At 43.4% G+C, this 25,876-nt stretch carries 22 protein-coding genes and 2 pseudogenes; 20 read left to right on the forward strand and 4 right to left on the reverse strand.

Features of this window, described 5'->3' with window-relative positions:
* The first annotated feature begins 46 nt into the window (after positions 1 to 46).
* Positions 47 to 796 carry an ABC transporter ATP-binding protein gene (locus H70737_RS10940; protein ID WP_231573429.1) on the forward strand — a complete coding sequence of 250 codons (750 nt, stop codon included), beginning with the start codon at positions 47 to 49 and terminating at the stop codon, positions 794 to 796.
* A complete protein-coding gene (locus tag H70737_RS10945; RefSeq protein WP_042187159.1) occupies positions 793 to 1,551 on the forward strand; it encodes an ABC transporter permease in 759 nt (252 codons plus the stop codon). Before H70737_RS10940 ends, H70737_RS10945 begins: the two co-directional genes overlap by 4 nt.
* Before the next feature lie 7 nt (positions 1,552 to 1,558).
* On the opposite strand, the pseudogene H70737_RS31645 reads toward H70737_RS10945, so the two are convergent.
* Positions 1,559 to 1,606, reverse strand: a pseudogene (locus H70737_RS31645) (excalibur calcium-binding domain-containing protein); the annotation flags it as partial.
* A gap of 82 nt (positions 1,607 to 1,688) precedes the next feature.
* Between H70737_RS31645 and H70737_RS29760 the strand changes: the two are divergent.
* Positions 1,689 to 2,183, forward strand: a complete 495-nt coding sequence (locus tag H70737_RS29760) for a hypothetical protein (RefSeq protein ID WP_052404245.1) — start codon at positions 1,689 to 1,691, stop codon at positions 2,181 to 2,183.
* A 101-nt stretch (positions 2,184 to 2,284) separates the two neighbouring features.
* Here the strand turns inward: H70737_RS29760 and H70737_RS10955 are convergent, their stop codons facing one another.
* Entirely contained in the window at positions 2,285 to 3,142 is an 858-nt protein-coding gene (locus H70737_RS10955; protein WP_052404246.1) for an alpha/beta hydrolase, read from the reverse strand.
* Positions 3,143 to 3,314: 172 nt separating this feature from the next.
* Here H70737_RS10955 and H70737_RS30230 point away from each other — a divergent pair.
* Positions 3,315 to 3,902: pseudogene (locus tag H70737_RS30230) on the forward strand (cupin domain-containing protein); the annotation flags it as partial.
* 295 nt (positions 3,903 to 4,197) lie between these two features.
* On the opposite strand, the gene H70737_RS10965 reads toward H70737_RS30230, so the two are convergent.
* Positions 4,198 to 5,193, reverse strand: coding sequence for an acrylyl-CoA reductase family protein (locus H70737_RS10965; protein ID WP_042187162.1), 996 nt, complete (start codon positions 5,191 to 5,193; stop codon positions 4,198 to 4,200).
* A 225-nt stretch (positions 5,194 to 5,418) separates the two neighbouring features.
* Between H70737_RS10965 and H70737_RS10970 the strand changes: the two genes are divergently transcribed.
* The 6 genes from H70737_RS10970 (at position 5,419) to H70737_RS10995 (ending at position 10,320) form a co-directional block, all read left to right on the forward strand.
* Positions 5,419 to 5,919 carry a GNAT family N-acetyltransferase gene (locus H70737_RS10970; protein ID WP_042187164.1) on the forward strand — a complete coding sequence of 167 codons (501 nt, stop codon included), beginning with the start codon at positions 5,419 to 5,421 and terminating at the stop codon, positions 5,917 to 5,919.
* Between the two features lie 84 nt (positions 5,920 to 6,003).
* Positions 6,004 to 7,422 (forward strand): NAD-dependent malic enzyme, encoded by a 1,419-nt coding sequence (locus H70737_RS10975; RefSeq protein WP_042187166.1) that lies wholly within the window; start codon positions 6,004 to 6,006, stop codon positions 7,420 to 7,422.
* A gap of 614 nt (positions 7,423 to 8,036) precedes the next feature.
* Positions 8,037 to 8,900: a sensor histidine kinase gene (locus tag H70737_RS10980; RefSeq protein WP_231573430.1), complete on the forward strand. Its 864-nt coding sequence runs from the start codon at positions 8,037 to 8,039 to the stop codon at positions 8,898 to 8,900.
* 16 nt (positions 8,901 to 8,916) lie between these two features.
* Positions 8,917 to 9,339 carry a hypothetical protein gene (locus tag H70737_RS10985; protein WP_052404247.1) on the forward strand — a complete coding sequence of 141 codons (423 nt, stop codon included), beginning with the start codon at positions 8,917 to 8,919 and terminating at the stop codon, positions 9,337 to 9,339.
* 52 nt (positions 9,340 to 9,391) lie between these two features.
* Complete coding sequence (locus H70737_RS10990; protein ID WP_042187171.1) at positions 9,392 to 9,835, forward strand: GNAT family N-acetyltransferase; 444 nt, start codon at positions 9,392 to 9,394, stop codon at positions 9,833 to 9,835.
* 14 nt (positions 9,836 to 9,849) lie between these two features.
* A complete protein-coding gene (locus H70737_RS10995; protein WP_042187173.1) occupies positions 9,850 to 10,320 on the forward strand; it encodes a DinB family protein in 471 nt (156 codons plus the stop codon).
* Positions 10,321 to 10,348: 28 nt separating this feature from the next.
* Here the strand turns inward: H70737_RS10995 and H70737_RS11000 are convergent, their stop codons facing one another.
* Positions 10,349 to 12,043 carry an ABC transporter substrate-binding protein gene (locus H70737_RS11000; protein ID WP_042187175.1) on the reverse strand — a complete coding sequence of 565 codons (1,695 nt, stop codon included), beginning with the start codon at positions 12,041 to 12,043 and terminating at the stop codon, positions 10,349 to 10,351.
* Between the two features lie 112 nt (positions 12,044 to 12,155).
* Between H70737_RS11000 and H70737_RS11005 the strand changes: the two genes are divergently transcribed.
* The 10 genes from H70737_RS11005 to H70737_RS11050 all read left to right on the forward strand — a co-directional run bounded on the left by H70737_RS11005 (position 12,156) and on the right by H70737_RS11050 (position 25,709).
* On the forward strand, positions 12,156 to 13,655 hold the full coding sequence (locus H70737_RS11005; protein ID WP_042187177.1) for a DUF4153 domain-containing protein: 1,500 nt from the start codon (positions 12,156 to 12,158) through the stop codon (positions 13,653 to 13,655).
* Between the two features lie 24 nt (positions 13,656 to 13,679).
* Complete coding sequence (locus H70737_RS29765; protein WP_052404248.1) at positions 13,680 to 14,204, forward strand: hypothetical protein; 525 nt, start codon at positions 13,680 to 13,682, stop codon at positions 14,202 to 14,204.
* Positions 14,205 to 14,402: 198 nt separating this feature from the next.
* The gene (locus H70737_RS11015; protein ID WP_042187179.1) at positions 14,403 to 15,101 is read left to right on the forward strand and encodes a Crp/Fnr family transcriptional regulator; all 699 of its coding nucleotides are present in this window, start codon (positions 14,403 to 14,405) and stop codon (positions 15,099 to 15,101) included.
* A gap of 164 nt (positions 15,102 to 15,265) precedes the next feature.
* Positions 15,266 to 16,960 carry a methyl-accepting chemotaxis protein gene (locus H70737_RS11020; protein WP_052404249.1) on the forward strand — a complete coding sequence of 565 codons (1,695 nt, stop codon included), beginning with the start codon at positions 15,266 to 15,268 and terminating at the stop codon, positions 16,958 to 16,960.
* 361 nt (positions 16,961 to 17,321) lie between these two features.
* Positions 17,322 to 21,230 carry a galactose-binding domain-containing protein gene (locus tag H70737_RS11025; protein WP_042187181.1) on the forward strand — a complete coding sequence of 1,303 codons (3,909 nt, stop codon included), beginning with the start codon at positions 17,322 to 17,324 and terminating at the stop codon, positions 21,228 to 21,230.
* Positions 21,231 to 21,384: 154 nt separating this feature from the next.
* Positions 21,385 to 22,305, forward strand: coding sequence for a cysteine synthase A (gene cysK / locus H70737_RS11030; RefSeq protein ID WP_042187183.1), 921 nt, complete (start codon positions 21,385 to 21,387; stop codon positions 22,303 to 22,305).
* A 20-nt stretch (positions 22,306 to 22,325) separates the two neighbouring features.
* Positions 22,326 to 23,285 (forward strand): hypothetical protein, encoded by a 960-nt coding sequence (locus H70737_RS11035; protein WP_042187185.1) that lies wholly within the window; start codon positions 22,326 to 22,328, stop codon positions 23,283 to 23,285.
* Positions 23,286 to 23,530: 245 nt separating this feature from the next.
* A complete protein-coding gene (locus tag H70737_RS11040; RefSeq protein WP_042187187.1) occupies positions 23,531 to 24,349 on the forward strand; it encodes a sensor histidine kinase in 819 nt (272 codons plus the stop codon).
* On the forward strand, positions 24,346 to 25,011 hold the full coding sequence (locus H70737_RS11045; RefSeq protein ID WP_042187189.1) for a response regulator: 666 nt from the start codon (positions 24,346 to 24,348) through the stop codon (positions 25,009 to 25,011). The genes H70737_RS11040 and H70737_RS11045 overlap by 4 nt, the downstream gene beginning before the upstream one ends.
* Before the next feature lie 50 nt (positions 25,012 to 25,061).
* Positions 25,062 to 25,709 (forward strand): DUF1775 domain-containing protein, encoded by a 648-nt coding sequence (locus H70737_RS11050; protein WP_052404250.1) that lies wholly within the window; start codon positions 25,062 to 25,064, stop codon positions 25,707 to 25,709.
* Positions 25,710 to 25,876 lie beyond the last annotated feature (167 nt).

Genomic DNA, 25,876 nt, shown 5'->3' on the forward strand with positions numbered 1-25,876 from the left:
ACGAAATGGTATGATATTTTTTCGTTTGGCAATAGGAGGTAAAGCATTGAGCAGTATTTTTGAAATTCAAAGACTTGCAAAATTGAACTGGAAAAGCAGCGAACAAGCTTTGAAATATCTATTCTCTGACATCTCCGCTGAAATATCTGAATCGGACCGAATCGCTCTGATCGGTGCCTCGGGTCAAGGTAAAAGCACACTACTTAGGATAATGGCTCTGCTGGATGCTCCAGATGAAGGGGATATGCTTATCAAGGGCACTTCATTCAAAAATATGGATTCAAGGCTGTGGAGAATGAAAATCGGGTTTGTGGCTCAACAAGCGGTTATGTTGCCTGGCAGTGTGGAGGATAACCTAAGAACCGTCAGCAAGCTGCATGACAGACCATATGACCATAAATTAGTGCAGCGGCTATTGGAACAACTAGGGCTGGAACAATTGGATTTGAGTAAAAAAGCAGCAGATTGCTCTGGCGGTGAAAAGCAGCGGATATCCCTGATTCGGTCATTACTTGTGCGACCTAATGTTCTACTGCTCGATGAAATCACTGCATCACTAGACATTGACAGCACTCAAAGGGTAGAGGATCTACTAGAACAGTGGCATAAAGAAGAAGGGACTTCAATGATTTGGGTGACCCATGACCTTAAGCAGGCTAGCCGAATAAGCACTACTACATGGTTTATGGGGAATGGTAAGCTGGAACAACACTTGAGTGAATCTTTTTTTGCTGAATCTGCGGAAGACTTGGCAAAGAGATTTATTCGACCGTTAGAAGGAGCGTCATTCTTATGAGTTATACTGCACTGAGTTTCACGCTTCTGTTTGTGTTAGGGACGATGTTGGTCTCGGTATGGCAAAAGCTCGGACTAGAAAAAGATATTATTGTAGGCACTATAAGGTCGGCAATTCAATTACTTGCGGTCGGATATGTACTGCAATTTATTTTTAAAACCGATCAGATGATCTATGTTATTTTGATAATAATCTTCATGATAAGTGTAGCCGCATGGAATGCAGCGAAAAGAGGAAAAGGTCTACGTGGATTAGTCTGGAGAATTGGACTTGCGATCGCTACTATGGAGCTCCTTATGATGGGGATTCTGCTCGGCTTACATATTATTGAGGCGACCCCACAATATATCATTCCCATTAGTGGCATGACCATTGGTAGCGCTATGGTTGTCTCGGGTTTGTTCATTAACCATATCAAGCACGAAATACAGCAGAGCAAAGGAGAAATCGAAACCTTGCTGTCACTCGGTGCAACGGTTCCACAAGCGATCCATGAAGTTAGAAAAAGATCTGTGAAATTCAGCATGATCCCTACCATCGACGGAATGAAGACAGTAGGACTTGTCCAGCTTCCAGGTATGATGACAGGTATGATTATTGCTGGCGCTGATCCAGTAATCGCTGTTCGCTACCAGATTCTGATTGTGTTCTCATTCACCGCTTCTGCGGCCATAACAAGTATACTGCTAAGTGTACTGAGCTACCGACTCTTTTTCACGCCTGATCAACGGCTTAAACAATCGGTAGAACGATAATAGATTTCTATTTCTCACAAGCGATTCCGTTATTGTCACGGTCGCTTTTTTTGTTGGCATTTTGGTTACATAAAAGTTAGCGATAACGGGGAATAATTAGAATTCAAATCACATGAGGTGAAAAAGCTTTTTATGAGGTGATTCTGATTAGTAAAAAGAAATTGGCGGCTACCCTGATCGCAGGCGTATTGCTTCTGCCAGGTATCGCAATAGGTGCACCTGATAACGGAACGGTGATTCAGTCTAATGGAAAGCTGCTCTCAGCCATGCCTTTGCCAGCCCCGGAGTCTAAACGAATCATATTACCAACAGCATTTCAAGCGGCTGAGTTATACGGGTTCGGTTTACAGCACAGGAATGCGTCGATTCAATATTCGATCTTTTCCAAAGAACTCAAAAAGGTTATGTATCCACAGTTTGTTGAACTGAACTGGGTAACTGGTGTATCCAGCCCATGGATCACAAAGTACGAGGTTACTAAAGAAACAGTAATTAACCCGAATTCAGAGGTCATAGAAATGCGCATAGATTCCGCGACTTCAAATGGTCCGGAACCATCCATGCTACTGACGATCTCACTTGTTAAAGATCATAATAGCTGGGTGATTACCGGAGTGAAGCCGAATCCTTAAATGACATGCGGAGAATTGTAAAAAGAGCAAGCGTAGTAGGGAACATTCCCGTACGCTTGCTCTTTTTTACTGACTGAATGCATTATTCCGCTATTACGCGACTAATCTCTACCCGCCTTGACCATCAATTCCGCCATCATTTTTGGCTCGGTTCGGACAGTGGTCATATGATCACCTTTGCCCTCGATGAAGCGGAAAACGCCCAAATGACTGGATTGAGTCGGGTGAAACCCATATGGACCTTGTGGGATAGCCGTGTCTTCCGTCAAATAAAGATAACTTTTAGGGATTTGGAGACTGTAGAATTTCTTGAGATCCAGCTTTTCAAACAGTGGGGTAGCTGGTTCAGGCGGAGCTTGTTTATAAAAGGCTTGTGCTTGCGCAAGACTGGCAGTGTTGACGAAGGTATCCCGGAAGAGCGGGAAAGGGAGCGTGATGGTGTTATTACCGGAAGCGTCTCTTAGCTGTTCAAAGGATTTAAGTGACTCAGCAGGAAATTGATCTGCCACACTTTGTCCGTCAAGCGGAGCGAAGGCATCAAAGAACACGATCCGTTTGATCCGATCAGGTACTTGCTGGGAAACTGTTTGAATGACTGATCCGCCAAAGCTATGTCCGAGCAGAATAAAATCCTTCAAGTCTTTTTGTTTGATATAGTCGACAACGGACTTTGTGATTTGCTCATGTGTTACATTATTATTCTTATCCGCGCCATGTCCTGCATATTCCGGTGTGTAGACGGTGTGCCCTAACTTACGAAGCTCTGCGGCTGTTTCATCCCAAAAACCTGCTGTAGCCCAAGACCCATGGATCAGAACAAAGGTTAATGGAGTCTGTTTGGTAGAGGATTTGTGGTTAGCGGCTGCAACCGCGGGGTGTTGATTCAAAGGCTGCAACCCCATAATGGTGAAGATAGAGATGCATAACGCAAATACTATTTTAATGTGAATCGATTTCATACTTTGCCTCCTGTATAGTGTGAGAATTTAACATTATAGAGGATGCCCCGATTGACAGAGAAAGATGAATTTTTATTGGAGTCAGTGAATCTCCGGCACCTAGGCATAGGCAAACGCATATGTTGTTCTAGGAAATCAAAAATTTACGGGAACAGAAGGGTAGGAATAAACAGTGACTTCATACATGGATTATACGTCCCCTGATACACAATTTACTTTCGATGTGAACACTAATACTCTCTTTAAAAAGGATGCCAACAACTACATTAATTTGCTGTCGGTTAAGCAGCTGAACACACTGGAGAATACCTCACTCCTTGATATTTTTCTTAGCAAATCGAATGTGGTGGAGCCTCATTATCATCAAAATGCGGCAGAGCTTGTCTATTGTATCTGCGGTTCAGCAGTAGTGTCTATACTCAATCCGTTTACAAATGAACTTCTTCATTTCCCAATATGTCCAGGTCAAGTGGCGAATGTGCCGCAAGGCTGGTGGCATTATGAAGTAGCTACTGTCGATAATACACATCTGCTTGCCATTTTTGACGCACCTATTCCTGAGGTTATCTTAGGTTCGGATATTTTGAGCAAAACTCCGGCAAATGTATTGGCCCATACTTACTGTTTGAATGAAGCATTGGTAAAGGAAGCGTTAGCTCCTATTAAACCTGGCACCTTTATCGGCCCACCTGCCGACTGCTGTGAAGAAGATAAAGTAAAGGGAGTCAATAATATGGCCCCGAATATGGCTCCCAATATGAATATGCATGCAAATATGAAACCAAATATGCAACCTAACATGCATCCAAACATGCAGCCATATGCTCATATGCAAGCTCAGCCCATCCCTATATCTTCACAAATGCCTCCAGCGACGCAAGCATTTAATTATCAGCCTTACCCAATGCAAGGATACTACACTCAAGGCTATGAACAGCACTATCGCCAACAGCCTTATGTACAACAACAGCCGAATTATCAATATTCAAATAATCAAGAGTAACAACAAAAAACCTCCTGAGATTAAATCTCCCGGGAGGTTTTCTTGTTAGGGCTTAAGATAAACGGACAAGCACTCTGCCTCGTGTGTTTCCTTGCAGAATATCTTCCAATGCTTGTGGCAGTTCATTCAAGGTTACTTCACGATCTACAAGGTTCTCAAGCTGTGCAGGCTTCAAATCAGTCGCCATCCGTGTCCACACCTTTTCGCGTAGCTCAGCAGGACACTCTACGGAATCAATACCGAGCAGGTTAACCCCTCGAAGAATAAAGGGAAGGACGGTTGTTGGAACAGAAGTGCCACCGGTCAGGCCGCTTGCAGCAACAGAACCTCTGTAGGAGATTTTACTCAAAATCGAAGCAAGTGAGTTTCCACCAACGGAATCAACAGCACCTTGCCATAGTTGCTTTTCTAATGGTTTGCTAGATCCGCCCGTAACCTCCTCGCGTGAAATGACTTCCTCCGCGCCAAGAGTTTTCAAATATTCGTTAGCTTCTGTATTACCAGTGCTGGCCACTACGCTATAGCCTTTTGTGCTTAGCATAGCGATAGCCGATCCACCCACACCACCGGTCGCTCCCGTTACGAGTACTTTGCCTTTGTCTGGTGCTAAGTCATTGTCTTCCAGAGCTTGAATGGACAAGGCTGCAGTTAGTCCAGCTGTACCATAAATCATAGCTTCTCTTAGTGTAAGTCCTTCCGGCAGTGGGGTGATCCAAGCGGCAGGAATTCGTGTATATTCGCTATATCCTCCAAAGTGAGATACACCCATACCATACCCTGTAGCGATAACTTGCTGTCCTTCATGAAACCGCTCGTCTGTAGAAGACACCACAGTACCGGATAAGTCGATGCCTGGAATAAAAGGGTATGATCTTACAATTTTTCCGTTAGGGATACTGGCTAATCCGTCTTTATAATTCACACTGGAGTATGCAACCTTAATTACAACTTCTCCTGCGGGTAGTTCTTCTAAGGTAACCGGCTTAACAGCGACGGAGAATGATGATTCTGTTTTGTCGACAACTAATGCTTGAAATGATTCTGTCATAAGTGTAAGCTCCTTCAACTACGTTATAGGTAAGACATGTATATATTATTTATTCTGATCAGTCAACTTGTCATTGTCTATGATATAACGCAAGTTAGACGTAGTGTAGGACTCTTTCATTGTGTATTGTAACATTATAATCGAACTCTACATGTTATTTGTACAGTGGACGTGTTAAGTTCAGACTGCTGGTATATAACTTGTTTTTAAGGGAGAATTGTTGAAATGTCTATTATAAAGTTAATTCGTGAACATGAGATCGAACCGTATTTGGACCTCTTAGCTGAGGTTGAACATATCCATCTGGATAGAAACAATCCTAACCATGAGCAGTGGCTGAGACGCCGCATACAATCACATTTTCAGCGGGGGGCATTGTTTTATGCTTATCATGAGAATGAACAAGACGATGCTTTTGGTATTGTTGCCGTTCTGCATGAGGAGGCACCGATCGGCATTCCCGCGCTTGGAGCAAGAGCCGAAGTCCTAGATATTGGAGTGTGTAAAGATCATCGCAGAAAAGGAATAGGAGGTATTTTACTACAGCATGTAGAAGAAGTTGTTAAGAGCAAGGGAGCTTACTGTTTACTTATGCTGACCTATGCAGAAGATTATGATGTGATTGCTTTTTACGGTAAAAACGGCTTTGTGCCCGTCGCTACAATCCCTGATGTATTTGGTCCGGGTGCCGAAGGGAATACTATCTTAAGAAAAATACTAAGGTGATCTATTCAATAGGAAGAAAGTTTGTTTAAATGGTATAGTATAGTGTATTTGAAATCTTAGGGTTGAAGAAAGAGAGGCTAATTCATGGCTATTGCAACAACGATGATTGTCAGGCTCGAAATTCGGAAATCGGTTGCTTCTTTTGGTGATGTTGCTTCAGGAATTGCCACTGCAGGTGGAGATATCGTTGCTATTGACGTGATTCGTGCAGGTAAGGATGTAACAACTCGAGATATAACAATAAACGTGCAAGATGCCTCGAATGGAGAAATGATGTCTATACTATCGAAGATGCCAGGGGTCAAAGTAATTAATGTGTCAGATCGAACATTTCTAGCTCATCTAGGCGGGAAGATTGAAATCACACCTAAAATGCCAATCAAAAATCGGGAGGATTTATCGCTGGTATATACCCCGGGAGTTGCCCGAGTGTGTACGGCGATTGCCGAAGATCCGAACAAAGCCTATTCTTTGACGATGAAGCGGAATACAGTAGCCGTCGTTACAGACGGAACGGCTGTGCTTGGACTAGGGGATATTGGACCGGAAGCGGCTATGCCTGTCATGGAAGGTAAGGCTATGCTGTTTAAGCAATTAGCGAACATCGATGCTTTTCCACTATGCTTAAATACTAAAGATTCAGATGAAATCATTAATATCGTTAAAGCAGTATCTCCTGGATTTGGGGGAATCAACTTAGAAGATATCAGTTCTCCGCGCTGTTTCGAGATTGAACGTCGGCTTGCCGAAGAGCTGGATATTCCGGTATTTCATGATGATCAGCACGGTACATCTGTTGTAGTTTTGGCAGGTCTTTTGAATGCGCTTAAAGTAGTAAATAAATCTATCGAAGATGTTCGAATTGTCGTTGTGGGTATAGGTGCGGCTGGTGTGTCCATCTGTAATATGCTTCTGGCGGCAGGAGCTCGCAAAATCTACGCGGTTGATCGTGAAGGTGTTCTTAGAAAAGATCTTCAGTATGATAATCAGGAATGGCGGAAGCTTGCTGATGCAACTAACCCGGAAGGTATTGAAGGTGGACTGACGGAGGTTATTCAGGGAGCAGATGTCTTTATTGGGGTGTCACGTGGTGGGATTCTATCCGTCGATCATCTCAAGAGTATGGCCAGCGATAACATTGTGTTTGCAATGGCTAATCCGACACCGGAGATTGAACCAGAATTGGCCGAGCCTTTTGTTCGCGTGTTAGCGACAGGTAGAAGTGACTATCCGAATCAGATCAACAATGTGCTGTGTTTTCCGGGTATCTTCCGTGGCGCACTGGATTGCAGAGCAAAAACAGTGAACCTTGAAATGAAGCTAGCCGCGGCAAAAGCGATTGCTTCAGTCGTTCATCCGGATGAGGTTAATGAGCAATACGTAATCCCAAGTATTTTTAACGAAAAAGTGGTAGAGTTAGTGCGTCTGGCAGTGATCCATGCAGCTATTGCAACGGATGTAGCCCGCCGGATCCCTAAGGATATTGATAAGGATATGGAATAAAAGCGATACTATAAATGGACTGCTTTGCTTAGTGAGAGAGCAGTCTATTTTTTATAGATTGACACATAACTGAGAGGCTTATCATAATTAGGGCTAAAAGTATTTATTCCCATTTTAGTAAAGTGGCTGATATAATTACAATAATGTATGAGATGTAGAAAGGGCATCCAAGTGGGTGCCCTTAAATTTTGCCTCTAGAGAGGGTAGTATCCAAAAAAGGGTTAAATTAATATAGAAGTGGTGAATTCATGAAAGAGTTTTACAGTCAGGTGAATCGAAAAATCTATTACATTGTAATGATATTAAACATTACCCTTATGATATCTGGATTAATACTGTCTACAACAGAGTTGAATGGGATTAATTTTGGATATATGGTACATTTTTTGTGCGTGATAATTCTATCCATTAGTTTATGGATCTATCCTAAGTATGAGACATATACCTTTAGAAAGATCATCATTCTTTTTGGATTTGCGTACTTCTATACGCTTTTCTTTTTATATCCTCAAACTTGGACCACCTATATTTTGATTTGCCTTATTCCTGCACTTTCTATACTATTTTTCGATTTAAAATTGTTCTACTTTTCCTTTATTATAAATGGAATATTGATGGTAATTACTTTTAGTTATGTCATCTTCATTGATAAAGGTGCATTATATAGTTACTTACATCATGACATTATAGGCAACATTATAAATATAATAGCTGTTCAAGCATTATTATTTTTCATTTTCCATCTATCATTTAAACGGATGAAAAAGCAGCAACTGTATTATGAACAATTACAGCAATCCGAGCGGTTAAAGATGGTAGGACAATTAACAGCTGCTGTTGCACATGAAATACGAAATCCTATAACCGTGGTTAGAGGTTTTTTGCAATTGTTCAAAGAGGACGATTCATTTGATGATTCTAAAAAAAGTAAGTTCAACTTAATGATTGATGAATTAAACACAGTAGAACAGATTATCTCTCAATTTCTTACCCTATCCAAACCGAATGGAGATCAAAGACTAGAGAAAGTAGATGTGAAGGATGTTCTTCAAAGTGTTACGGGTCTGCTTCATTCCTATGCCATGCTATCTGATAACCAAATCGATATAAAGGTAGAGGAAGATTGTTTTATTTCCATTAATAAAATTGAGTTTAAGCAGTTACTCATTAATATTATAAAAAATGCGCTAGAAGCCTCGGATGTAGGGAAATCCGTCTCAGTCATAGCAAATAGAAATAATAATTTTATCGAGATCATGATCACCGATGAAGGAAGTGGGATGTCCGAGGCTGAGGTTAAGTCGCTGGGCACGCCTTTTTATTCATTAAAAAGTAATGGAACCGGTTTAGGGTTAATGATTTGCTTTAATATTGTAGAAAAATATGGTGGGGAAATTTATTATAATAGCTCTAAAGGTAAGGGGACAACAGTTACTATTCGCTTTTTATCAGAATCGGGAGGGATCTATAATCATTAAGAGGCTATCCGCACTGATGCTGTCTGGAATAATCATAGTTCTTCTTGCTGCCTGCAATACAACTACCTATAAACACAATTACACATTTACAGGAGAAGGAAAAGTATGGTCGGCTGAATATGTTCAAAAGGCAACAGAGAAGTTCATCGATAAAAAGGGTGAGAGACCAGATTATGAAACCTCGCAGCAATCTACATTTGAGCTTAAATATAAAGGTGAGCAAACGGATCTTGATAAGATTAATTCATTTAAATATAGCTTCAAGGGAACATCAGGTGGAGGAAGTAAAACCTTAGAAGATGTCGAGGGAGTAAGAAAAAGTGAGCTGAAGTCCGAAAGAGGTGGAAGCGGGGCGTTTGAACACGAGGACTCGATTATTAAGGTTGTTGTAGAGTGGGATGGGCAGAAGGATGAATTTGAACTGAAGGTACGTAAATAGTGGAGCATATATGAAAAAGATTCTTAAATTAAAGAAAGCAGGTTGAACATTTATGGTCGTTATTAAAGAAATAGAATTGGAGTCTCTCCATGAACTTGGTGATTTATATCAGGAGCTGATGGATCAACCATCGGATCTTAATAAACTAGAAGAAGTATTTAAAGTAATTAAGGCAGATCGTCGGTACATATTGTTGGGCGCTTTTGTGGACGGGGAGTTGATGGGGTCTTTGATGGGGATTGTCTGTCATGACCTGGTAGGAGATTGCAAACCGTTTATGGTAATTGAGAATGTAGTAGTTTCATCGCGGGCCCGTCGTCAAGGTGTGGGTAAAAAACTAATGCTTGCCATTGAAGAAATGGCTCACGAGAGAGATTGCTTTTATATCATTTTAGTCTCTGGAGAGAAGCGTAAGGAAGCGCATATTTTTTATGAATCGTTAGGGTATAGAGATGAGAAGGTGGAAGGGTACCGGAAACATCTAAGTTCCCATTAAAAGGAGGTCTTGATCTGCAAACATTCTTTCAATATAACTGGATAGTTCGTGAACAATGGTACGAGTGGTGTGAGAGTATTTCTGAAGAAAAGCTACTTGGGGCACGTACTGGTGGTGTAGGCAGCATATTGAAGACTCTGTTTCATATTGTTGATGTGGAGTGGAGCTGGATTCAAGTGTTGCAAGGTAGACCGGATTTTCAGGAGGATTTCGAACATTACAAGTCTTTGCAGCAGGTAAGAGAACTAGATGCGAAATTCCGGCCCGATGTAGAGCCCTTTGTACTTTCTTGGCATGCGGGTTTGGAGCGGAATATTTTTGAGGATCACCTAGCGGATGGCCGGATCGTGACAGATACTTGGGGTGAAGTGATGCGCCATGTGATCGCTCATGAAATTCATCATGTCGGACAGTTGTCTGTTTGGGCAAGGGAAATCGGGAACGAGCCAGTTTCTGCCAATTTGATTGGAAAAGGGCTCCGATGATTCTGCAAACGACTGGGCATTGCGTATATCATGAAGTACTGTCCCTGGAGAGCAGCGGCGGGAACCACAAATGACGAAGATCAACCCAGCCCTGACTATTGAAGCTTACGCCTCGGACCGAGGGGAGATAAGCAGTTTGGGTGGGTTTTTCATACAAGATGTGCAGATGATGTTCCTCAAGAAGACGGTTCTCGATCATACTAAAGCTCTCGGATCTAGCCTCAGGGTTAGGTTCTCGTGCAATGGTATAGAGCCAGCCTTCAATATCCGCACGAGTATGCGGTTCTATATGCTGGGAAAGAGTGAGATATAGATCAAATAAACGAAGCTGTTCATCCTCGTCACGAAATAATGAAAAAACAATCAGGTCGGACTCCAGTCGGATCGGGCCCTTGAACTCCTCTGGAGACACGGAAACAACCGTACACGGATAACCTTGACGCTCTAGTTTAGCAGCAATACATTCAGCATCGTTAGCATATTGCGGAATGGTAGTTATTTGCAAGGTGACCTCATAGTCTTCCATTGACTTATGCGTTACAGACGATGACTCTTCTTTTAAACAGGATACGATCTTTGCCCGAAGAAGGGGGTCGCTAAGCGGTCCTTTTTTTTGTGTATTGCAGGTAACAAATTTACGGATGTAGGACTCTGAATGAATCCGACTCCAAGAAGAAGAATTGTTGGATGAAGGATTCTGAATCACATGAAAAGCCGAGCCAGTATCTGAGGAATCGGACGTAGTATCCCACGGAACATACATTATTTCGACTCGATCTAAATGAGCTCTTCCTAGAAAATAATAAGGAAAAACCTCCAGCACACAAGTGTCCTCATTCATGTCCACAACCTTAAATGGTCCTGTCCCCACAGGTCTGCGGCCAAAGCTAGGTTCGTCCATTCCTTCTAAATCACGCGGAACAATTGCCGCTCTACTCGTACACAAGAAAGGGAGGAATAGCTCATTGGGCTGTTTAAGTGTAATTTGAACGGTGGATGGGTTTAGTGCGATAACTTGCTGGATTTCTTTGAAAATATAGCTATAGAGTGTCCGCTTTGAGGTTTGCATCAGCCGTCCCAAGGAATAGACTACATCTTTTGCCGTCAGTACTTTTCCATGATGGAACAGCACTTCTTTGCGAAGAAAAAAAGTCCAAATCGTACGGCTCTCATCCACTTCCCAGGCATGAGCAAGACTAGGCACAATCTTATCCCGTTCCCCGCTGCGTCTCACTAATCCGTCGAAGACATGACTGGAAACAAAAGACTCTGCCAATAGATTCATATGAAGCGGGTCGAAGGTATGTAGCTGCTGGGTGATGGGAAGCCGCAGGGTATCAATCTGTTTGTCACTTCGGATTTCGGAATGATGACCAAAATAGGTCAGCAGCCAGCCTTGTAAAGTATCCTGCAGCGAGGAAGAGCTGGCATGGGTCTTGATGCCATCAATAGCTTTGTGAACATCTTTACGGCTGATAGCCTGCATCATGGATTGAAGCGCAATTTCTTCGGAAGGGACAAGGAACTGTAATAAGGATCGACTTCCACGTCCGCGCTTCGGCGTCCATTGGACCCATTCCAGCTGCATCATTTTATTCACAATATGCATGGCATTGCGGTGTGTACATCCGAAGGTCAAGGCTAGCTCATCCATCGTAACTGAGATTTCTGTGACTCCCCCAAACTGTGAGTGCAGCTTTAAATATTGGCTATGCAGCTTCATGGCTTAAGTCCCTTTCAGAAAATAGGAAATTATTAAAAAATTCTTTCTCTTTTTTTTCTTATTTTATCACTTAGAATAAGGATAAGAAAGTAAGAATATGGGGGTGTTTACCATGACCGATGAAACGGAGCTTAAGCTTAATCGATCACTTGCCGCTTTAATTGTTGCCTTCTTACTGGCGATTGTTCATCAGTTGTTGTTCTACGGAAAGTTGCCAGGTGTTTCTTATCCTATCTTCGTTTGTCTGTTTTATGTTTATATGCTTTATTACGCTAAGGCTAAAATGCGCAAACTGACCAAACTCAGTTATTTCTGGTTTGGAGCGATTTTTCTACTCTCGATGACCTATGTGTTGTTTCATAATCTTTTCTACTTTGGGTTGAACCTATTAGTAATCCCTGTGCTGATTTTATTACATATGACTTATTTGCTAAGTGATAAACGCCCCTCTTGGAGTCAATTCAGAATACTTTGGGATACACTAGAGCATTTGCTTCCCCAGAACTTTCGCCACTGGGGTACTGTGTTCAAGGACGTCAAAAGTAGCAGTGATAGTAAGGTGAAGGATGGACGCAAGCAAGTGCTGGGGAAAGTGTTTACAGGACTTGCGATATCTTTACCGATACTGCTTGTTGTGATTACCCTGCTGGCCTCGGCCGATGGTGTGTTTCATCATGTGCTAATATGGCTGCCAAATATGCTGGATCGAATTTCATTTGGTGAAATTATTGTACGGACGTTATGGGTACTCCTGATAGGCATGGGATTGTTCGGCTTAGTATGGGGCTATGTAGATTCGAAGGTCTATGACTGGAATGTGCAACCAAGGGAGTACGGACCTGTGCAGGCGCCTGTGACCTTTAAGGTTGATCCAGTAATTATGACGACAATTCTTATAGCCATTAACACGGTATATGTTCTGTTCGTATTCGTCCAATTTTCTTACTTGTTTGGAGCTTGGGAAGGGATGTTACCAGAGGGTAGTTCCTATGCTGATTACGCTCGTAGTGGATTCTTCGAGTTAATTATGGTGACCGCGATTAATTTCGTGATTCTAATGCTGGCATTGGGATCAGAAGGAAAGAGGGGAGGACTGCTCCAAAAAGTCATTAATATTATGCTGTATATCTTAGTTGGCTGTTCAACTGTCATGTTGTATTCTGCCTATACTAGACTAACCCTATATGAAGAGGCGTATGGATATACTACGATTCGTTTCATAGTTCATGCATTTATGATATTTATGGGTTTGCTGTTGATTCTTGCAGCTGTACGGATTGTAGTGCCCCGTTTGCCGTTGGCTAAATGTTATATTGTGCTAGGTCTGATCTCTTATGTTGTTATGAACTATATAGGTATGGATGTCATTATAGCTAATAAGAATATGGAGCGTTATGAGGTGAGTGGTAAGCTGGATGCAGATTATTTGGTTGGTCTGTCACCGGAAGTCATCCCTTCTCTGATTAAGTTCAGTCGTAAGGAAGACGGGATGCTAGATCAATTTTTGAAAAACAAATGGTGGGACGGTGCTCAGCAAGAGCGGAAGTGGCAGTCCTTTAATTTCCCGGAATATCAGGCGCAGCGTGAGCTGGAGAAGTATTTTGCACAGTAAAGGTTAGAAGAAGGTGAGAGGAAAGTGAGAAAGAAGCCATTTAGTAACGGCTGGTTATTTATCATCATTTTTATTACGGTAGGTTTAAGTTATGGGATCTATCATATTTATTTATACAATGCCCCAAGACAAAGTCATTACTCTCGCGTATCCAGCAGCAATCTAGAGCAGGAACGTCTGGGAGGCATCCAGCTGCTTCAGAGTCTCGAATCGCTCACCCAGGCACCTAAACCACGTGATGATATTGAACGGTATCAATATTATCATTTGGACAACGAAACAACAGTAGCCACAGCGCGTGGTGACGATAAAATCATTCTAATTAGCGTCTATTCAGATCTGAAGATGAGTACTGCCAGAGGTATTCACGTGGGGTCTTCTACAGATGATGTGATTGAAGCTTATGGCTCTTCTTATTATAAAAGAGGGGAACAAGGGGCTGATATTATCGGGTATGTGGATAAAATCAATCATCGGAATTTAGAATTTTGGTTACAAGATCAGAAAGTGAATATGATCCGATATAGTGTGGACTCTGTTGTGATGTAAGATGTTTTGGGATATCCTTACAAGCATAAACGCCTTCGGCTTCCTTATAAGGTCGGTAAGTGGTTAAGCGAGAAATATAAGAAATATTGTATTGTGTGAAACTTATACTTTCTTATATTATTAAAAAGGACATATGTCCTTTTTTTGTGGGGTATTCTAAATTACACTTATTTGAGCAAACAATAGAGGGGGCACCACATGCAAACGATAAATGACCGTGAAGCTGTCCGTGCCTTGGCAGTGAAGAACGGTCTGGACGGAATTTTTAGCCCGCTAGTCACGTATAAAATGGAATTGAGACGTTATACGGATGAAGAGAAGCTGTGTTTGGTAGGCGATCAGTTGGATGGGATGTTCATATTGGTTGAGGGCAAGCTCAAAATTCAGACACTGCTGCCGAACGGCAAATCTATGCTGGTGCGGTTTACAAATCCGATATCAGTGATTGGGGATGTGGAGCTGCTTCATCGCTTTCCTGTCAAGAATCAAGTGGAGTCTGTGGGTGAGAGCTTGATTCTTTTTGCCGGGAGAAGATTACTGCTGAGAGAGCTTGAGGAAAATACAGCTTTGTTACGTTTTCTCGTAGGGGAACTTAGTCACAAATTGCATACGCTCGGTCAAGCCTCCGCACTTAACCTGTTGTATCCGGTCGAGAATCGATTTGCCAGCTATTTGATGTCTTTATTCGCCGATAAAAACGGTGACCGACGTGTGGAGGAGATTCGGACCTCAAGCCTTATAGAGACAGCAGAGTTGCTAGGTACAAGTTATCGGCATCTTAACCGGATCGTGCGTCGGTTCATTGATGAAGGAATTATTACACGAAATCGTGGACGCCTAAGCATACTGGACGAAGGGAAGCTCGCGGAGCTGGCGAACGGAAATTTATACGAATAAAAAGATCTCTAAAGACCATTAGTTCCAGCCTTGGGCCGGACGTAGAGGTCTTTTTGTTTTTTTAAGCGAACATTCAGTTCAAATTCAGAGTGGCTTAAGGGAACGATAGTAGGATAAAAGTACCAATTAGAAACCTACTATACATATAGAGATGAGGAACAACGATGTTCAGAAATATCCGCGGAAAAATGATATTGGGATTTACTGCTGTGATTGTGGTCTTTCTAGTGGCAATAGCAGGAAATACATGGTTTCAAGGAAAGGCTACGATGCTGACGGATCAGGTCAATCGCAACTGGAACAAGCTGTCGCTTGTACAGGGATTAACGGATAAAATTCGTACGGCAGATGAGCTAGGGGCTCGTTATGTGATGAGCAACACAGAGGCTGAGCGGAAATCATATCTGTCTAAGTACGAAGAGACGCTCCCATCGATTGAGAATGCCATCAAGGAGCTGGAGAGTGTTAGATTAAGTGAAGAAGAACTAAAGGGTGTAACGGAGCTGAAGGGGAAATGGAATGATTATTTGATCGTTTTGAAGGAAGCCTTCGCCTTAGCCAAGGACGGAAACTTCCCGGAAGCGCAGAAGAAGTTTACCAATTTATCTTTAGATGCAATGATTGAATCTCAGATTGTATTCCAGAGCATGCTCATGGAGGAAATACAGAACGGGCAGAGTCAAGCAGAAGCCCATCGTAATAACGCTATGATTACTAGCTTTGGTGTGACCGGATTATCGGTTGTTCTTGCCCTAATTCTTGCACTATTAATATCTGGACGAATTATTAAACCACTTCGGGATGTGAACACACAGCTGAAGGAGATTGCAGATGGAGATGCCGATCTTACTCGCAAGCTAAACGTCCGGTCAAAAGATGAGATAGGTGAACTGGCGTTTAATTTTAATAAAATGACAGAAAATTTGGGCTCGATGATTGAACAAGTGAAGCTATCGGCGAATAGTCTCGCGAATTCCTCTACAAATCTTACCTCGGATAGTGGAGTGACAGCAGGAGCGACAGAACGAATATCGGATATTATGGGTGAAGTAGCTTCGGGAACTGCTAAACAGATGAATGATCTACAGACCAATACAATAACAATTTCAGAAATATCGATTGGAATCGGTCAAATTGCCTCCAGTGTTCAGGATATTTCTGAAGCCTCGCATCGTTCTGCGTCGTTTGCTATTGCCGGAGATGAATCACTTCTGGCGGCAGGTCAGCAGATGGAATCCATTAATCGATCTATACATTCTTTGTCACAGCAAGTCCAAGGCTTTGTAAATCGATCACAGGAAATTGGCGGTGCTGTAGGAGTTATAAAAGGGATCGCTTCGCAAACGAATATGCTGGCGTTAAATGCGACTATTGAGGCAGCCCGCGCGGGTGAGCAAGGGAGAGGCTTCGCTGTAGTTGCCGACCAGGTTCGTAAGCTGGCAGAGCAATCCGCAGAATCCGCTAATCAAATTGCGGAAATGGCGAGCGGGATTCAAAGTGAAGCAGATAATGCGATGAAGGTTATGATGAGTAGTATGAGTGAAGTAAGGGGAGGCACGGAGATTATTCAGCAGGCTGGACGTTCCTTTGGTGAGATTCGGTTATCTATAGATTCACTAGCCGAGCAGGTTCAGGAAGTATCCGGAGCTGTGGAAGAGATAACAGCAGCTACGGAAGAGATTGTGGAATCGCTTCGAAGTGTTACGACAATTGCAGAAACGACTGCAGCGAGTACACAACATGTGTCGGCAGCCTCACAAGAGCAAAGGGCTTCGGTGGAACAAATTGCTTCCTCTGCAAGTGAATTAAACTTAATGGCTCATGGACTACAGGGGCTGGTAGCTAGATTTAATGTATAAGGCGAGCTTCGGAGAGTTGAGGGGGAATCCCAGTGCTCTCTGGAGCTTTCTTTTTTTATTTGGTTGAACGTAATATCCCACATACTAAGCATAGAAATTGCCATCGACGTCCACCTGCCTATAACTTATATTATTACCATTATTAGTTAGTTTGTGGTCAACCTCTGGGTATAGATCAGTGACTTATTGAAGTCAGAGTCAAGGATACGGGAGGACAGGCAGCTAATAATAAAACGATTGTTAAGTCTCGTTGAAAACTATCAGGTCCATTTTAGGAGGCGAATGTCTATAACAATACTATTTTGAAAGCGTATTCTTATTGGCTGCATAGCTTCACAAAACTTTGGGAGGTGGTTCTCTAATGATAGCAGCTTCTAAAAAAATTACGGGTAAGTCGGCAGTAATGTATTTTTTGATTGTAATATTGTTTGTAGGTCAATTAGCGTTGTACCCCTCGGTGAGTTTAGCTGCGGGGAATTTAGCCCAAGGTAAAAGCATTACTTCAAGCTCATTTGGCGATGTTTATGTAGCAACTAATGCCAATGACAGCAATCAAGGAACGTATTGGGAGAGTGTAAGTAACGCATTCCCGCAATGGATTAAAGTGGACTTAGGCGACGTAAGCAGTGTCAATCAGGTTGTTCTAAAACTGCCGACGAACTGGGAAACAAGAACCCAAACGTTGTCGGTGGAGGGAAGCTCTGATGATTCTACTTACACTAATTTAGCAGCCTCTGCCAATTACACCTTTAATCCAGCAAGCGGATCTAATACTGTGACCATTAATTTTACAGCTGCGAGTGCTAGATATGTTAAATTGAACTTCACGGCAAATACAGGATGGCCAGCAGCACAGTTATCGGAATTTGAGATTTATGGCAGCACAACGACACTTCCAACAACAGGATATGAAGCGGAGAATGCTGCTTTATCCGGTGGAGCAAAAGTCAATACAGATCATACCGGTTATACCGGAACCGGATTTGTAGATGGCTATTTGACACAAGGAGCAACGACTGCCTTTAGTGTTAATGTTGCCTCTGCTGGAAACTATGATGCCGCATTAAAATATGCAAATGCTTCAGGCAGCACAAAAACGGTAAGTATTTATGTAAATGGGACGAAATTAAAGCAATCTTCTCTTTTAAATCTGGCCAACTGGAATACATGGTCCACAAAGGTTGAAACGCTAGCCTTGAATGCTGGTGCTAATACGATTACTTATAAATATGACGCTGGTGATACTGGAAACGTGAATCTGGACAACCTGATCCTTACTCCATCTTCAGCACCGACAGCAACACCATCACCAACAGCAACGTCAACCCCAATGCCAACGGCCACACCAACGGCAACACCAACACCAACACCGACAGTAACCCCAACACCAACGGCAACACCAACGGCAACACCAACGCCAACACCAACACCGACAGTAACACCGACACCAACGGTAACCCCAACACCTGGGACGGGTTCAAATTTGGCTGTGAACAAAAGTATAACTGCGTCGTCCTCGGTCTTTACCTTTGTGCAGACGAATGCGAATGACGGTGATGTAACTACTTATTGGGAGGGGGCAGGGGGAAGTTATCCGAACACATTAACTGTTAATTTGGGCAGCAATGCTGATGTTACATCGGTTGTTCTCAAGCTGAATCCTGCATCGGCGTGGTCGACACGTACTCAGACCATTCAAGTGCTTGGGCATAATCAGAATACAACGGCTTTTACGAGTCTTGTACCTGCGACCGTGTATACCTTTAATCCGGCAACCGGTAATACAGTGACGATTCCGGTCACGGCTACAGCTAGTGAATTGCAGCTAAAGATCACTACCAACTCAGGTTCAAGTGCTGGACAAATTGCTGAATTTCAGGTAATTGGTACACCATCTGCGAATCCAGATTTGACGGTGACTGCTCTTACATGGACTCCAACCTCTCCAATTGAGACGGATGCCATTACTCTTAATGCAACAGTTAAGAATATCGGATCTCTAGCATCTGCTGCCACTAATGTGAATTTTTATTTGGGTACTACCCTTGTAGGGACTAGCCCAGTAGGTGCTCTAGCTGCTGGCGCATCAACGAGCGTATCTCTTAACCTGGGTGCAAAAGATGCAGCAACCTACTCATTAAGTGCAAAGGTCGATGAGAATAATACAGTGATTGAATCAAATGAGGGGAATAATAGTTTTACTAGTCCGGCTTCCCTTATTATTGCTCCAGTGTCCAGTTCTGATCTGGTTGCTTCCTCCGTCAGTTGGACACCTGGCAATCCAGCAGGCGGCAACACTGTAAGCTTCTCAGTTGCCATTAAGAATCAAGGTACAGCAGCTTCCGCGAGTGGTGCGCATAACATAACTCTGACGGTTTTAGATGCTACTACGAATGCGGTGGTTAAGACTCTAACAGGCTCCTATAACGGCGTGATCGCAAGTGGGGTGACCACAGCGCCTGTAGCTCTTGGTAATTGGACTGCAGGAAATGGCAAATATACTGTGAAGAGTGAAATTGCAGTAGATGCTAATGAGCTGCCTGTAAAACGGGCTAATAATATTCAGACGCAGTCACTGTTCATCGGTCGAGGTGCGAACATGCCTTACGACATGTATGAGGCTGAGGATGGAGTTATTGGCGGTGGGGCCGTAAAGCTTTCAGCCAACCGGACCATCGGCGATCCTGCAGGTGAGGCTTCAGGCAGAAGAGCAGTCACTCTGAACACCACAGGTAGCTATGTTGAATTCACGACAAAAGCCAGCACGAACACTCTGGTTACTCGTTTCTCGATTCCAGATTCAGCGAGTGGTGACGGCACAAATGCTACGCTTAACATCTATGTTAATGGTGTCTTTAGCAAAGCTATTAACTTAACCTCTAAATATGCATGGTTGTACGGTTCTGAGACAAGTCCTGGAAATTCGCCAAGCGCAGGTTCTCCACGGCATATTTATGATGAAGCTAACATTATGTTTGATAGTACCATTCCGGCAGGAAGTACGATCCGTTTACAAAAGGATACCGCTAACACTTCTCAATACGCCATCGACTTCATCAGTCTTGAGCAGGTTTCACCGATTGCTAATCCAGATCCGGCTAAATACACTGTTCCTGCAGGCTTTACGCATCAGGATGTTCAAAATGCGCTTGATAAAGTGCGGATGGACACCACAGGAAATCTCGTAGGTGTATATTTGCCACCAGGAAACTATCAGACCTCTAACAAGTTTCAGGTCTACGGCAAGGCAGTGAAGGTTATCGGTGCGGGTCCTTGGTATACAAGGTTCATTGCTCCAACTAACCAAGAGAATACCGATGTCGGATTCCGAGCCAGTGATACTGCGAATGGATCTACCTTTGCGAATTTCGCTTATTTCGGAAACTATACTTCTCGTATCGACGGTCCTGGTAAAGTATTTGATTTCTCCAATGTGGCGAACATTACGATCGACAACATCTGGACTGAACATCAGGTCTGTATGTACTGGGGAGCCAATACCGATAACATGGTGATTAAAAACTCCCGTATACGTAACACCTTCGCTGACGGTATCAATATGACTAATGGAAGCACGAATAACCTGGTGTCTAATATTGAAGCACGGGCAACAGGTGATGATAGCTTTGCATTGTTCTCGGCGATTGATTCTGGTGGTGCAGATATGAAGGATAACATCTATGAGAACCTCACTTCAATCTTGACTTGGCGTGCTGCTGGTGTAGCTGTCTATGGTGGATACGCAAATACCTTCCGTAATATTTATATTGCGGATACACTTTGCTACTCCGGGATTACAATCAGCTCTTTAGACTTTGGATATCCGATGAATGGCTTCGGAGCTTCACCGACTACGAATTTTGAGAATATTTCTATTGTTCGTGCAGGTGGGCATTTCTGGGGCGCGCAGACTTTCCCGGCGATCTGGGTATTCTCGGCCTCCAAGGTCTTCCAAGGTATCCGAGTCAATGATGTGGATATCATTGATCCGACCTATCATGGCATCATGTTCCAGACCAACTATGTAGGTTCCACTCCACAATTCCCTGTAACAGATACCATCTTTAATAATGTTACAATTACCGGTGCGCAGAAGAGCGGCGATGCTTTTGATAGTAAATCCGGAGTGGGTATCTGGGTGAATGAAGCTGCTGAGGCTGGTCAAGGTCCAGCCAGAGGCTCAGCAACCTTCAACAATCTAAAGATTACGAACACGGTAACAAATATTAAGAATAATACTTCTACTTTTACCATTAACGTGAATCCGTAAATTGTAGATCAGTAGTCAGTTATAATGAAGCCGCCTACCCATAAATTTGGGAGGCGGCTTTTTAACTTAGGGAGCTTGCAAGCTCCAGAATCGACAGGAGGTGCCACTCAAGTTACAATGAAGGGTATGTAAAGTAATGAAGGAGGCACTATATATGACACCACTAGTTGTTAACAATATAACTGAGCTGATTGGGAATACACCGGTTGTGCGACTAAATCGGTTGACCACCCCCCAAGATGCAGAACTATATGTAAAGCTGGAACGCTTCAATCCCAGTGGCAGTGTAAAGGATAGAGCAGCTTATAATCTGATCCTGCAAGCAGAACTAGCCGGGCTGCTGAAGCCCGGAGGGACCATTATAGAGCCGACAAGCGGAAATACAGGCATTGGATTGGCTATGAATGCCGCTGCAAAAGGCTATAAAGCGATTCTTGTCATGCCTGACAATATGACGAAGGAACGAATCAATATTCTAAAGGCTTATGGCGCTGAAGTTGTGCTGACTCCTGCAGCGGAGCGGATGCCGGGAGCTATTGCAAAAGCAATTGCGCTAGGGAAAGAAGTGGCAAACAGCTTTATTCCACAGCAATTTGAGAACAAAGCGAACCCTGACATTCACCGTACTACGACAGCTCTTGAAATTATGGAGCAAATGGAAGGGAAGCTGGACGTGTTCGTTGCTTCTTCGGGAACAGGTGGTACGATAACTGGAACTGGGGAAGTGTTGCGTGAGCAGCTTCCAGATATTCGCATTCTAGTTGTTGAGCCGCAGGGCTCACCAGTATTATCCGGTGGAAAGCCTGGACCGCATAAGCTGGTTGGAACCAGTCCGGGCTTTATACCCGCCATTCTGAATACAAAGGTCTACGATGAAATTGTTCAAGTTTCGGATGAAGATGCACTGAATACCGTGAGAATGCTGGCAGCACAGGAAGGAATTCTGCTTGGACCATCAGGTGGAGCCGCAGTATGGACAGCATTGCAGGAAGCACGGCGCCTCGGGGCCGGCAAGCGAGTGCTATGTATTGCACCTGATGCGGGGGAACGTTACCTGAGCATGGGAATATTCTAACTTCGTTTGGAGGAAAAAGAATGAATAAGCTTATGGTAAGTTTCTTTATTGCTCTTATGTTGGTGGGTTGTTCCAGCAACAACTCTATGACCAGTGATGGCGATCATGTTGAGTCTACACCGGAACAAAGTGCTGAAACTGTACTGCCTTCACCAACGCTTCCTCCAAGCGCAGAGCCATTACCAACTCCAAGCAAGCAGAAGACTGAAGCTTATCTAGATACTGAGAAGCTGAAGACGAATTTTGGCTTTGCGGATGCAGAGGGGCGGAATATTCTAGTTACCGGGCATGAAAAAGGGCTGGATCAGGAGATGGCACAATTAAATGAGGCTATTGGTGATCAGGGGAATGTGTTAAAGGTTAAATTTATTAAATGGCAGGATGGAACAGAGAACAGCAATGGCCGGGAGATGGCACATAATTTTGTAAATCTGGCGGGTTATCTTTTTACGGTGGAAGAAGCAAGTGCGACCCCGGATGAAACCTACTATTTGACGGATCAAACAGACTTTAAGGTTGATACGCTTTTGCCTATTGAATCCTTAGAGGGTCAAGAAGCTTTATCTACTGTGGAAGAAAGTATTCGACAGCGTATTGTAGATACGAAAAAACGTGAAATTCAGAAAATATGGAAGCTGGCAGACCTATCTACAGATCGACAGCTGTATCTCGTTCAATTCGTAAGGCTGGATCAGAATATGTTATTTAGTCTCGTTTGGAAAGAAAAAGATGAATTTACCTTCATGGACTATCCAGCGGTGATTCAAGGAGATGAATATTCGGTCTGGCGGGTGGATGATGGCGGAGAGGTTATCCCTGAAATGTTCTCCATCCTTTTTGCTGCTGATACCTCAGAGGGCCCATTACTCGGCCTGAATTGGTGGGGCTCAGAGGGAGTAAATACGTTTTTTCTGAAAAAAGAGGGAGATTCGTTTAAAGAAATGGATATCCAATATGGACGTTATACTTCACCACTTTAGGTAGGATTTCGCAGTAAAAGTAGAAATGATTGGGTGCATCGTGAGATGTATCTTTTTTTTGCTACAATATAAGAAAGCCTGCTTATGATATTATGAATGTCAGCAATCACCTTTTAAAATACTTAAATTTGTAACATTAATGGGTCTATATAGCCCGATCGAGTCATGTCGCTTAGATGAGACGGTGATATTGTTAAGCATAAGATGTGCAGGAGGGGACGGCAACGTATAAACAAATAAAGTATATGATCCTGTTATTGCCAACGCTAATGGTGGGGATCTGGGAGATTGTGCGTCACCAGTTTCTAATGCCTTATATTTCTATGGATTTGGGGAACTATTTGACGCCAGTCCTGGTGTTTTTAGTCAGTCTTGTGTTGCTCGTCCCTTTGTTCTCTCTTATGGAACGGAATCAGCGGGAGCTGGAGCAGGAACGTGCGCTTAAAGATGCAATGAAGGCTCGGGAAGGACTTGCCAAAGAACTGCATGATGGAATGGCGCAATCTTTATTTCTCTTATCTGTCAAAATCGACCGGCTAGAAGCAAGCCGCAAGAATGGTGAGGTCAGTGAGGAAAATGTGGATCAGATCAAAAAGACGGTCCATGAGGTGAACCGTTATGTGCGGCAGGCCATTGCCAATCTGAAGATTCCGGTCTCAGAGCAGAGTTCTTTTTCATTGGAACAGTCGGTAAAAGATCAGCTAGCCCAGATGGCGAACGAGATTATGATCGAAGCCTCTCTCGAATGGAGCCTGCAAGATGATGCGCTCTCCCCTTCGGAAAAATCAGAATTGTTATCCTGTATTCGCGAAGCGATCATTAATGTTCGTAAGCATACACGAGCTGGACTGGTTTCAATTACTGGCGCTGGCGATGAGAAGAACTGGAGGGTAGTTGTTACAGACAATGGAGAAGGATTTCAGTATGATCCATTTGAAGTGAGTGGCAGCTACGGACTTCAGATCATGAAGGAACGTGTCGAGGGGATGGGCTGGAAGCTTAGGCTGACTTCTGGTGACACAGGCACCCAGGTTGAAATTACGAAAGGGGAAGTCAGTCCATGAGCCGATACCGGGTTTTAGTTGTAGATGACCATGCGCATGCACGTGAGGCGATGTGCGAGATTTTGTCCATGGATGATAGTTTTGAGGTCATTGGAGTAGTGGAGAGTGGTGCTGAAGCGATCGCTTTCACAGCCCAGTGGATGCCTGATCTCATCCTAATCGATATTCAGATGCCGGAAATGGACGGGCTGGAGACGACTCGCCGGATCAAGCAGGAATATCCTTATGTCAAAATCGTTATCGTTACCGTATCGGACGAAATTTCCCACCTCCTCGAAGCGCTAAAGCAAGGAGCACAGGGGTATTTGCTAAAGAATCTGGCACCTTCCACCTGGATTCAATATTTGCAGGCCATTGTTAATGAAGAAGCACCGCTTAGTCGGGAGCTGGCTTTTCAAATCTTGAAGGAGTTCACCGTACCCTCTGTAACGGATGAAGGGGAGTCGTTGACGGCTAGAGAGAAAGAAATTTTAAGCTGTGTATCTTCTGGATCAAAAAACAAGGAGATTGCAGTGAGCTTGGGGATTTCGGAGCATACCGTAAAAAACCATTTGAAGAACATCCTCCAAAAGCTGCAACTCCAAAACCGGACGCAGCTGACGCGTTATGCCTTGGAGCAAGGGCTTGCTTCGCGTAAACGAGATTTTTCGAAAGATGTATAGCAGGAAATTAAGGACGAAGATATATAATTATTGATGAGAAGAGGCTAACTATGAACAGATTATCTCGCAAAATAATGACGTTATTCGCACCAGCTGCAGCAACACTGTTATTGTTCGCAGCAGTGGCTAGCGCGCACGTAACCGTGGCACCAGCACAATCTAGCACGGGGGCATGGGAGACTTATACATTAAAGGTTCCTTCGGAAAAAGACGTGGCAACTGTACAAGTTGATCTACGAGTTCCAGCAGGTGCCGAGTTTAAACAATATGAGGCTACACCCGGATGGGATGTTACCATTGAGGGGAATAAGGTTAGCTGGATAGCTAATGGTGAGGGCATTCAGAAGGGGCAATTCCAACGCTTCTACTTTACGGCCAAGAACCCTGATGCCGCTGGCGACATTGCATGGGATGCTTATCAGCACTATGCCGATGGAAGCTTGGTGCAATGGTCCGGTGAGGCTGGAACAGAGAATCCGCATTCCATTACTACAATTGTACAAGCTTCCGGTGGGGATGAACATTCTCACGGTTCCAATGTCAAGAGCGATTCCATGAGCATGGAAGAGCATAATGCTATTATGAAAGATGAGGAAAAATCAAACAGTGTCAATCCAATGGTCTACATCGCAGTCGGGATATCTTTACTTGCCTTTTTAATAGCGGCTATAAGTATATTGCGCGGGCGGAAAGAGTAAGCGGAGATCGTTGGATTCCGTGATCTGAGTTGGATACTTTGATAAGATAAAAGTTTGAATTTATAACTGTGAACTGTCTCGAGTGAAGTTTGAGACTGTTCACAGTTTTTTTGTGGAGATTTAGCAATATGATCTTTAGGACATGAAAGAAGCCCCAGCCGATAAAC

This window comes from Paenibacillus sp. FSL H7-0737, from assembly GCF_000758545.1.
Classification (GTDB): domain Bacteria; phylum Bacillota; class Bacilli; order Paenibacillales; family Paenibacillaceae; genus Paenibacillus_AQ.

Excerpts from the sequence above, each read along its gene's own strand:
- H70737_RS10945 (WP_042187159.1), top strand. The coding sequence starts at position 793 with ATGAGTTATACTGCACTGAGTTTCACGCTTCTGTTTGTGTTAGGGACG.
- H70737_RS10955 (WP_052404246.1), bottom strand. The coding sequence starts at position 3,142 with ATGAAATCGATTCACATTAAAATAGTATTTGCGTTATGCATCTCTATC.
- H70737_RS10965 (WP_042187162.1), bottom strand. The coding sequence starts at position 5,193 with ATGACAGAATCATTTCAAGCATTAGTTGTCGACAAAACAGAATCATCA.
- H70737_RS10970 (WP_042187164.1), top strand. The coding sequence starts at position 5,419 with ATGTCTATTATAAAGTTAATTCGTGAACATGAGATCGAACCGTATTTG.
- H70737_RS10975 (WP_042187166.1), top strand. The coding sequence starts at position 6,004 with ATGGCTATTGCAACAACGATGATTGTCAGGCTCGAAATTCGGAAATCG.
- H70737_RS10980 (WP_231573430.1), top strand. The coding sequence starts at position 8,037 with ATGGTAATTACTTTTAGTTATGTCATCTTCATTGATAAAGGTGCATTA.
- H70737_RS10985 (WP_052404247.1), top strand. The coding sequence starts at position 8,917 with ATGCTGTCTGGAATAATCATAGTTCTTCTTGCTGCCTGCAATACAACT.
- H70737_RS10990 (WP_042187171.1), top strand. The coding sequence starts at position 9,392 with ATGGTCGTTATTAAAGAAATAGAATTGGAGTCTCTCCATGAACTTGGT.
- H70737_RS11000 (WP_042187175.1), bottom strand. The coding sequence starts at position 12,043 with ATGAAGCTGCATAGCCAATATTTAAAGCTGCACTCACAGTTTGGGGGA.
- H70737_RS11005 (WP_042187177.1), top strand. The coding sequence starts at position 12,156 with ATGACCGATGAAACGGAGCTTAAGCTTAATCGATCACTTGCCGCTTTA.
- H70737_RS11015 (WP_042187179.1), top strand. The coding sequence starts at position 14,403 with ATGCAAACGATAAATGACCGTGAAGCTGTCCGTGCCTTGGCAGTGAAG.
- H70737_RS11020 (WP_052404249.1), top strand. The coding sequence starts at position 15,266 with ATGTTCAGAAATATCCGCGGAAAAATGATATTGGGATTTACTGCTGTG.
- H70737_RS11025 (WP_042187181.1), top strand. The coding sequence starts at position 17,322 with ATGATAGCAGCTTCTAAAAAAATTACGGGTAAGTCGGCAGTAATGTAT.
- cysK (WP_042187183.1), top strand. The coding sequence starts at position 21,385 with ATGACACCACTAGTTGTTAACAATATAACTGAGCTGATTGGGAATACA.
- H70737_RS11035 (WP_042187185.1), top strand. The coding sequence starts at position 22,326 with ATGAATAAGCTTATGGTAAGTTTCTTTATTGCTCTTATGTTGGTGGGT.
- H70737_RS11040 (WP_042187187.1), top strand. The coding sequence starts at position 23,531 with ATGATCCTGTTATTGCCAACGCTAATGGTGGGGATCTGGGAGATTGTG.
- H70737_RS11045 (WP_042187189.1), top strand. The coding sequence starts at position 24,346 with ATGAGCCGATACCGGGTTTTAGTTGTAGATGACCATGCGCATGCACGT.
- H70737_RS11050 (WP_052404250.1), top strand. The coding sequence starts at position 25,062 with ATGAACAGATTATCTCGCAAAATAATGACGTTATTCGCACCAGCTGCA.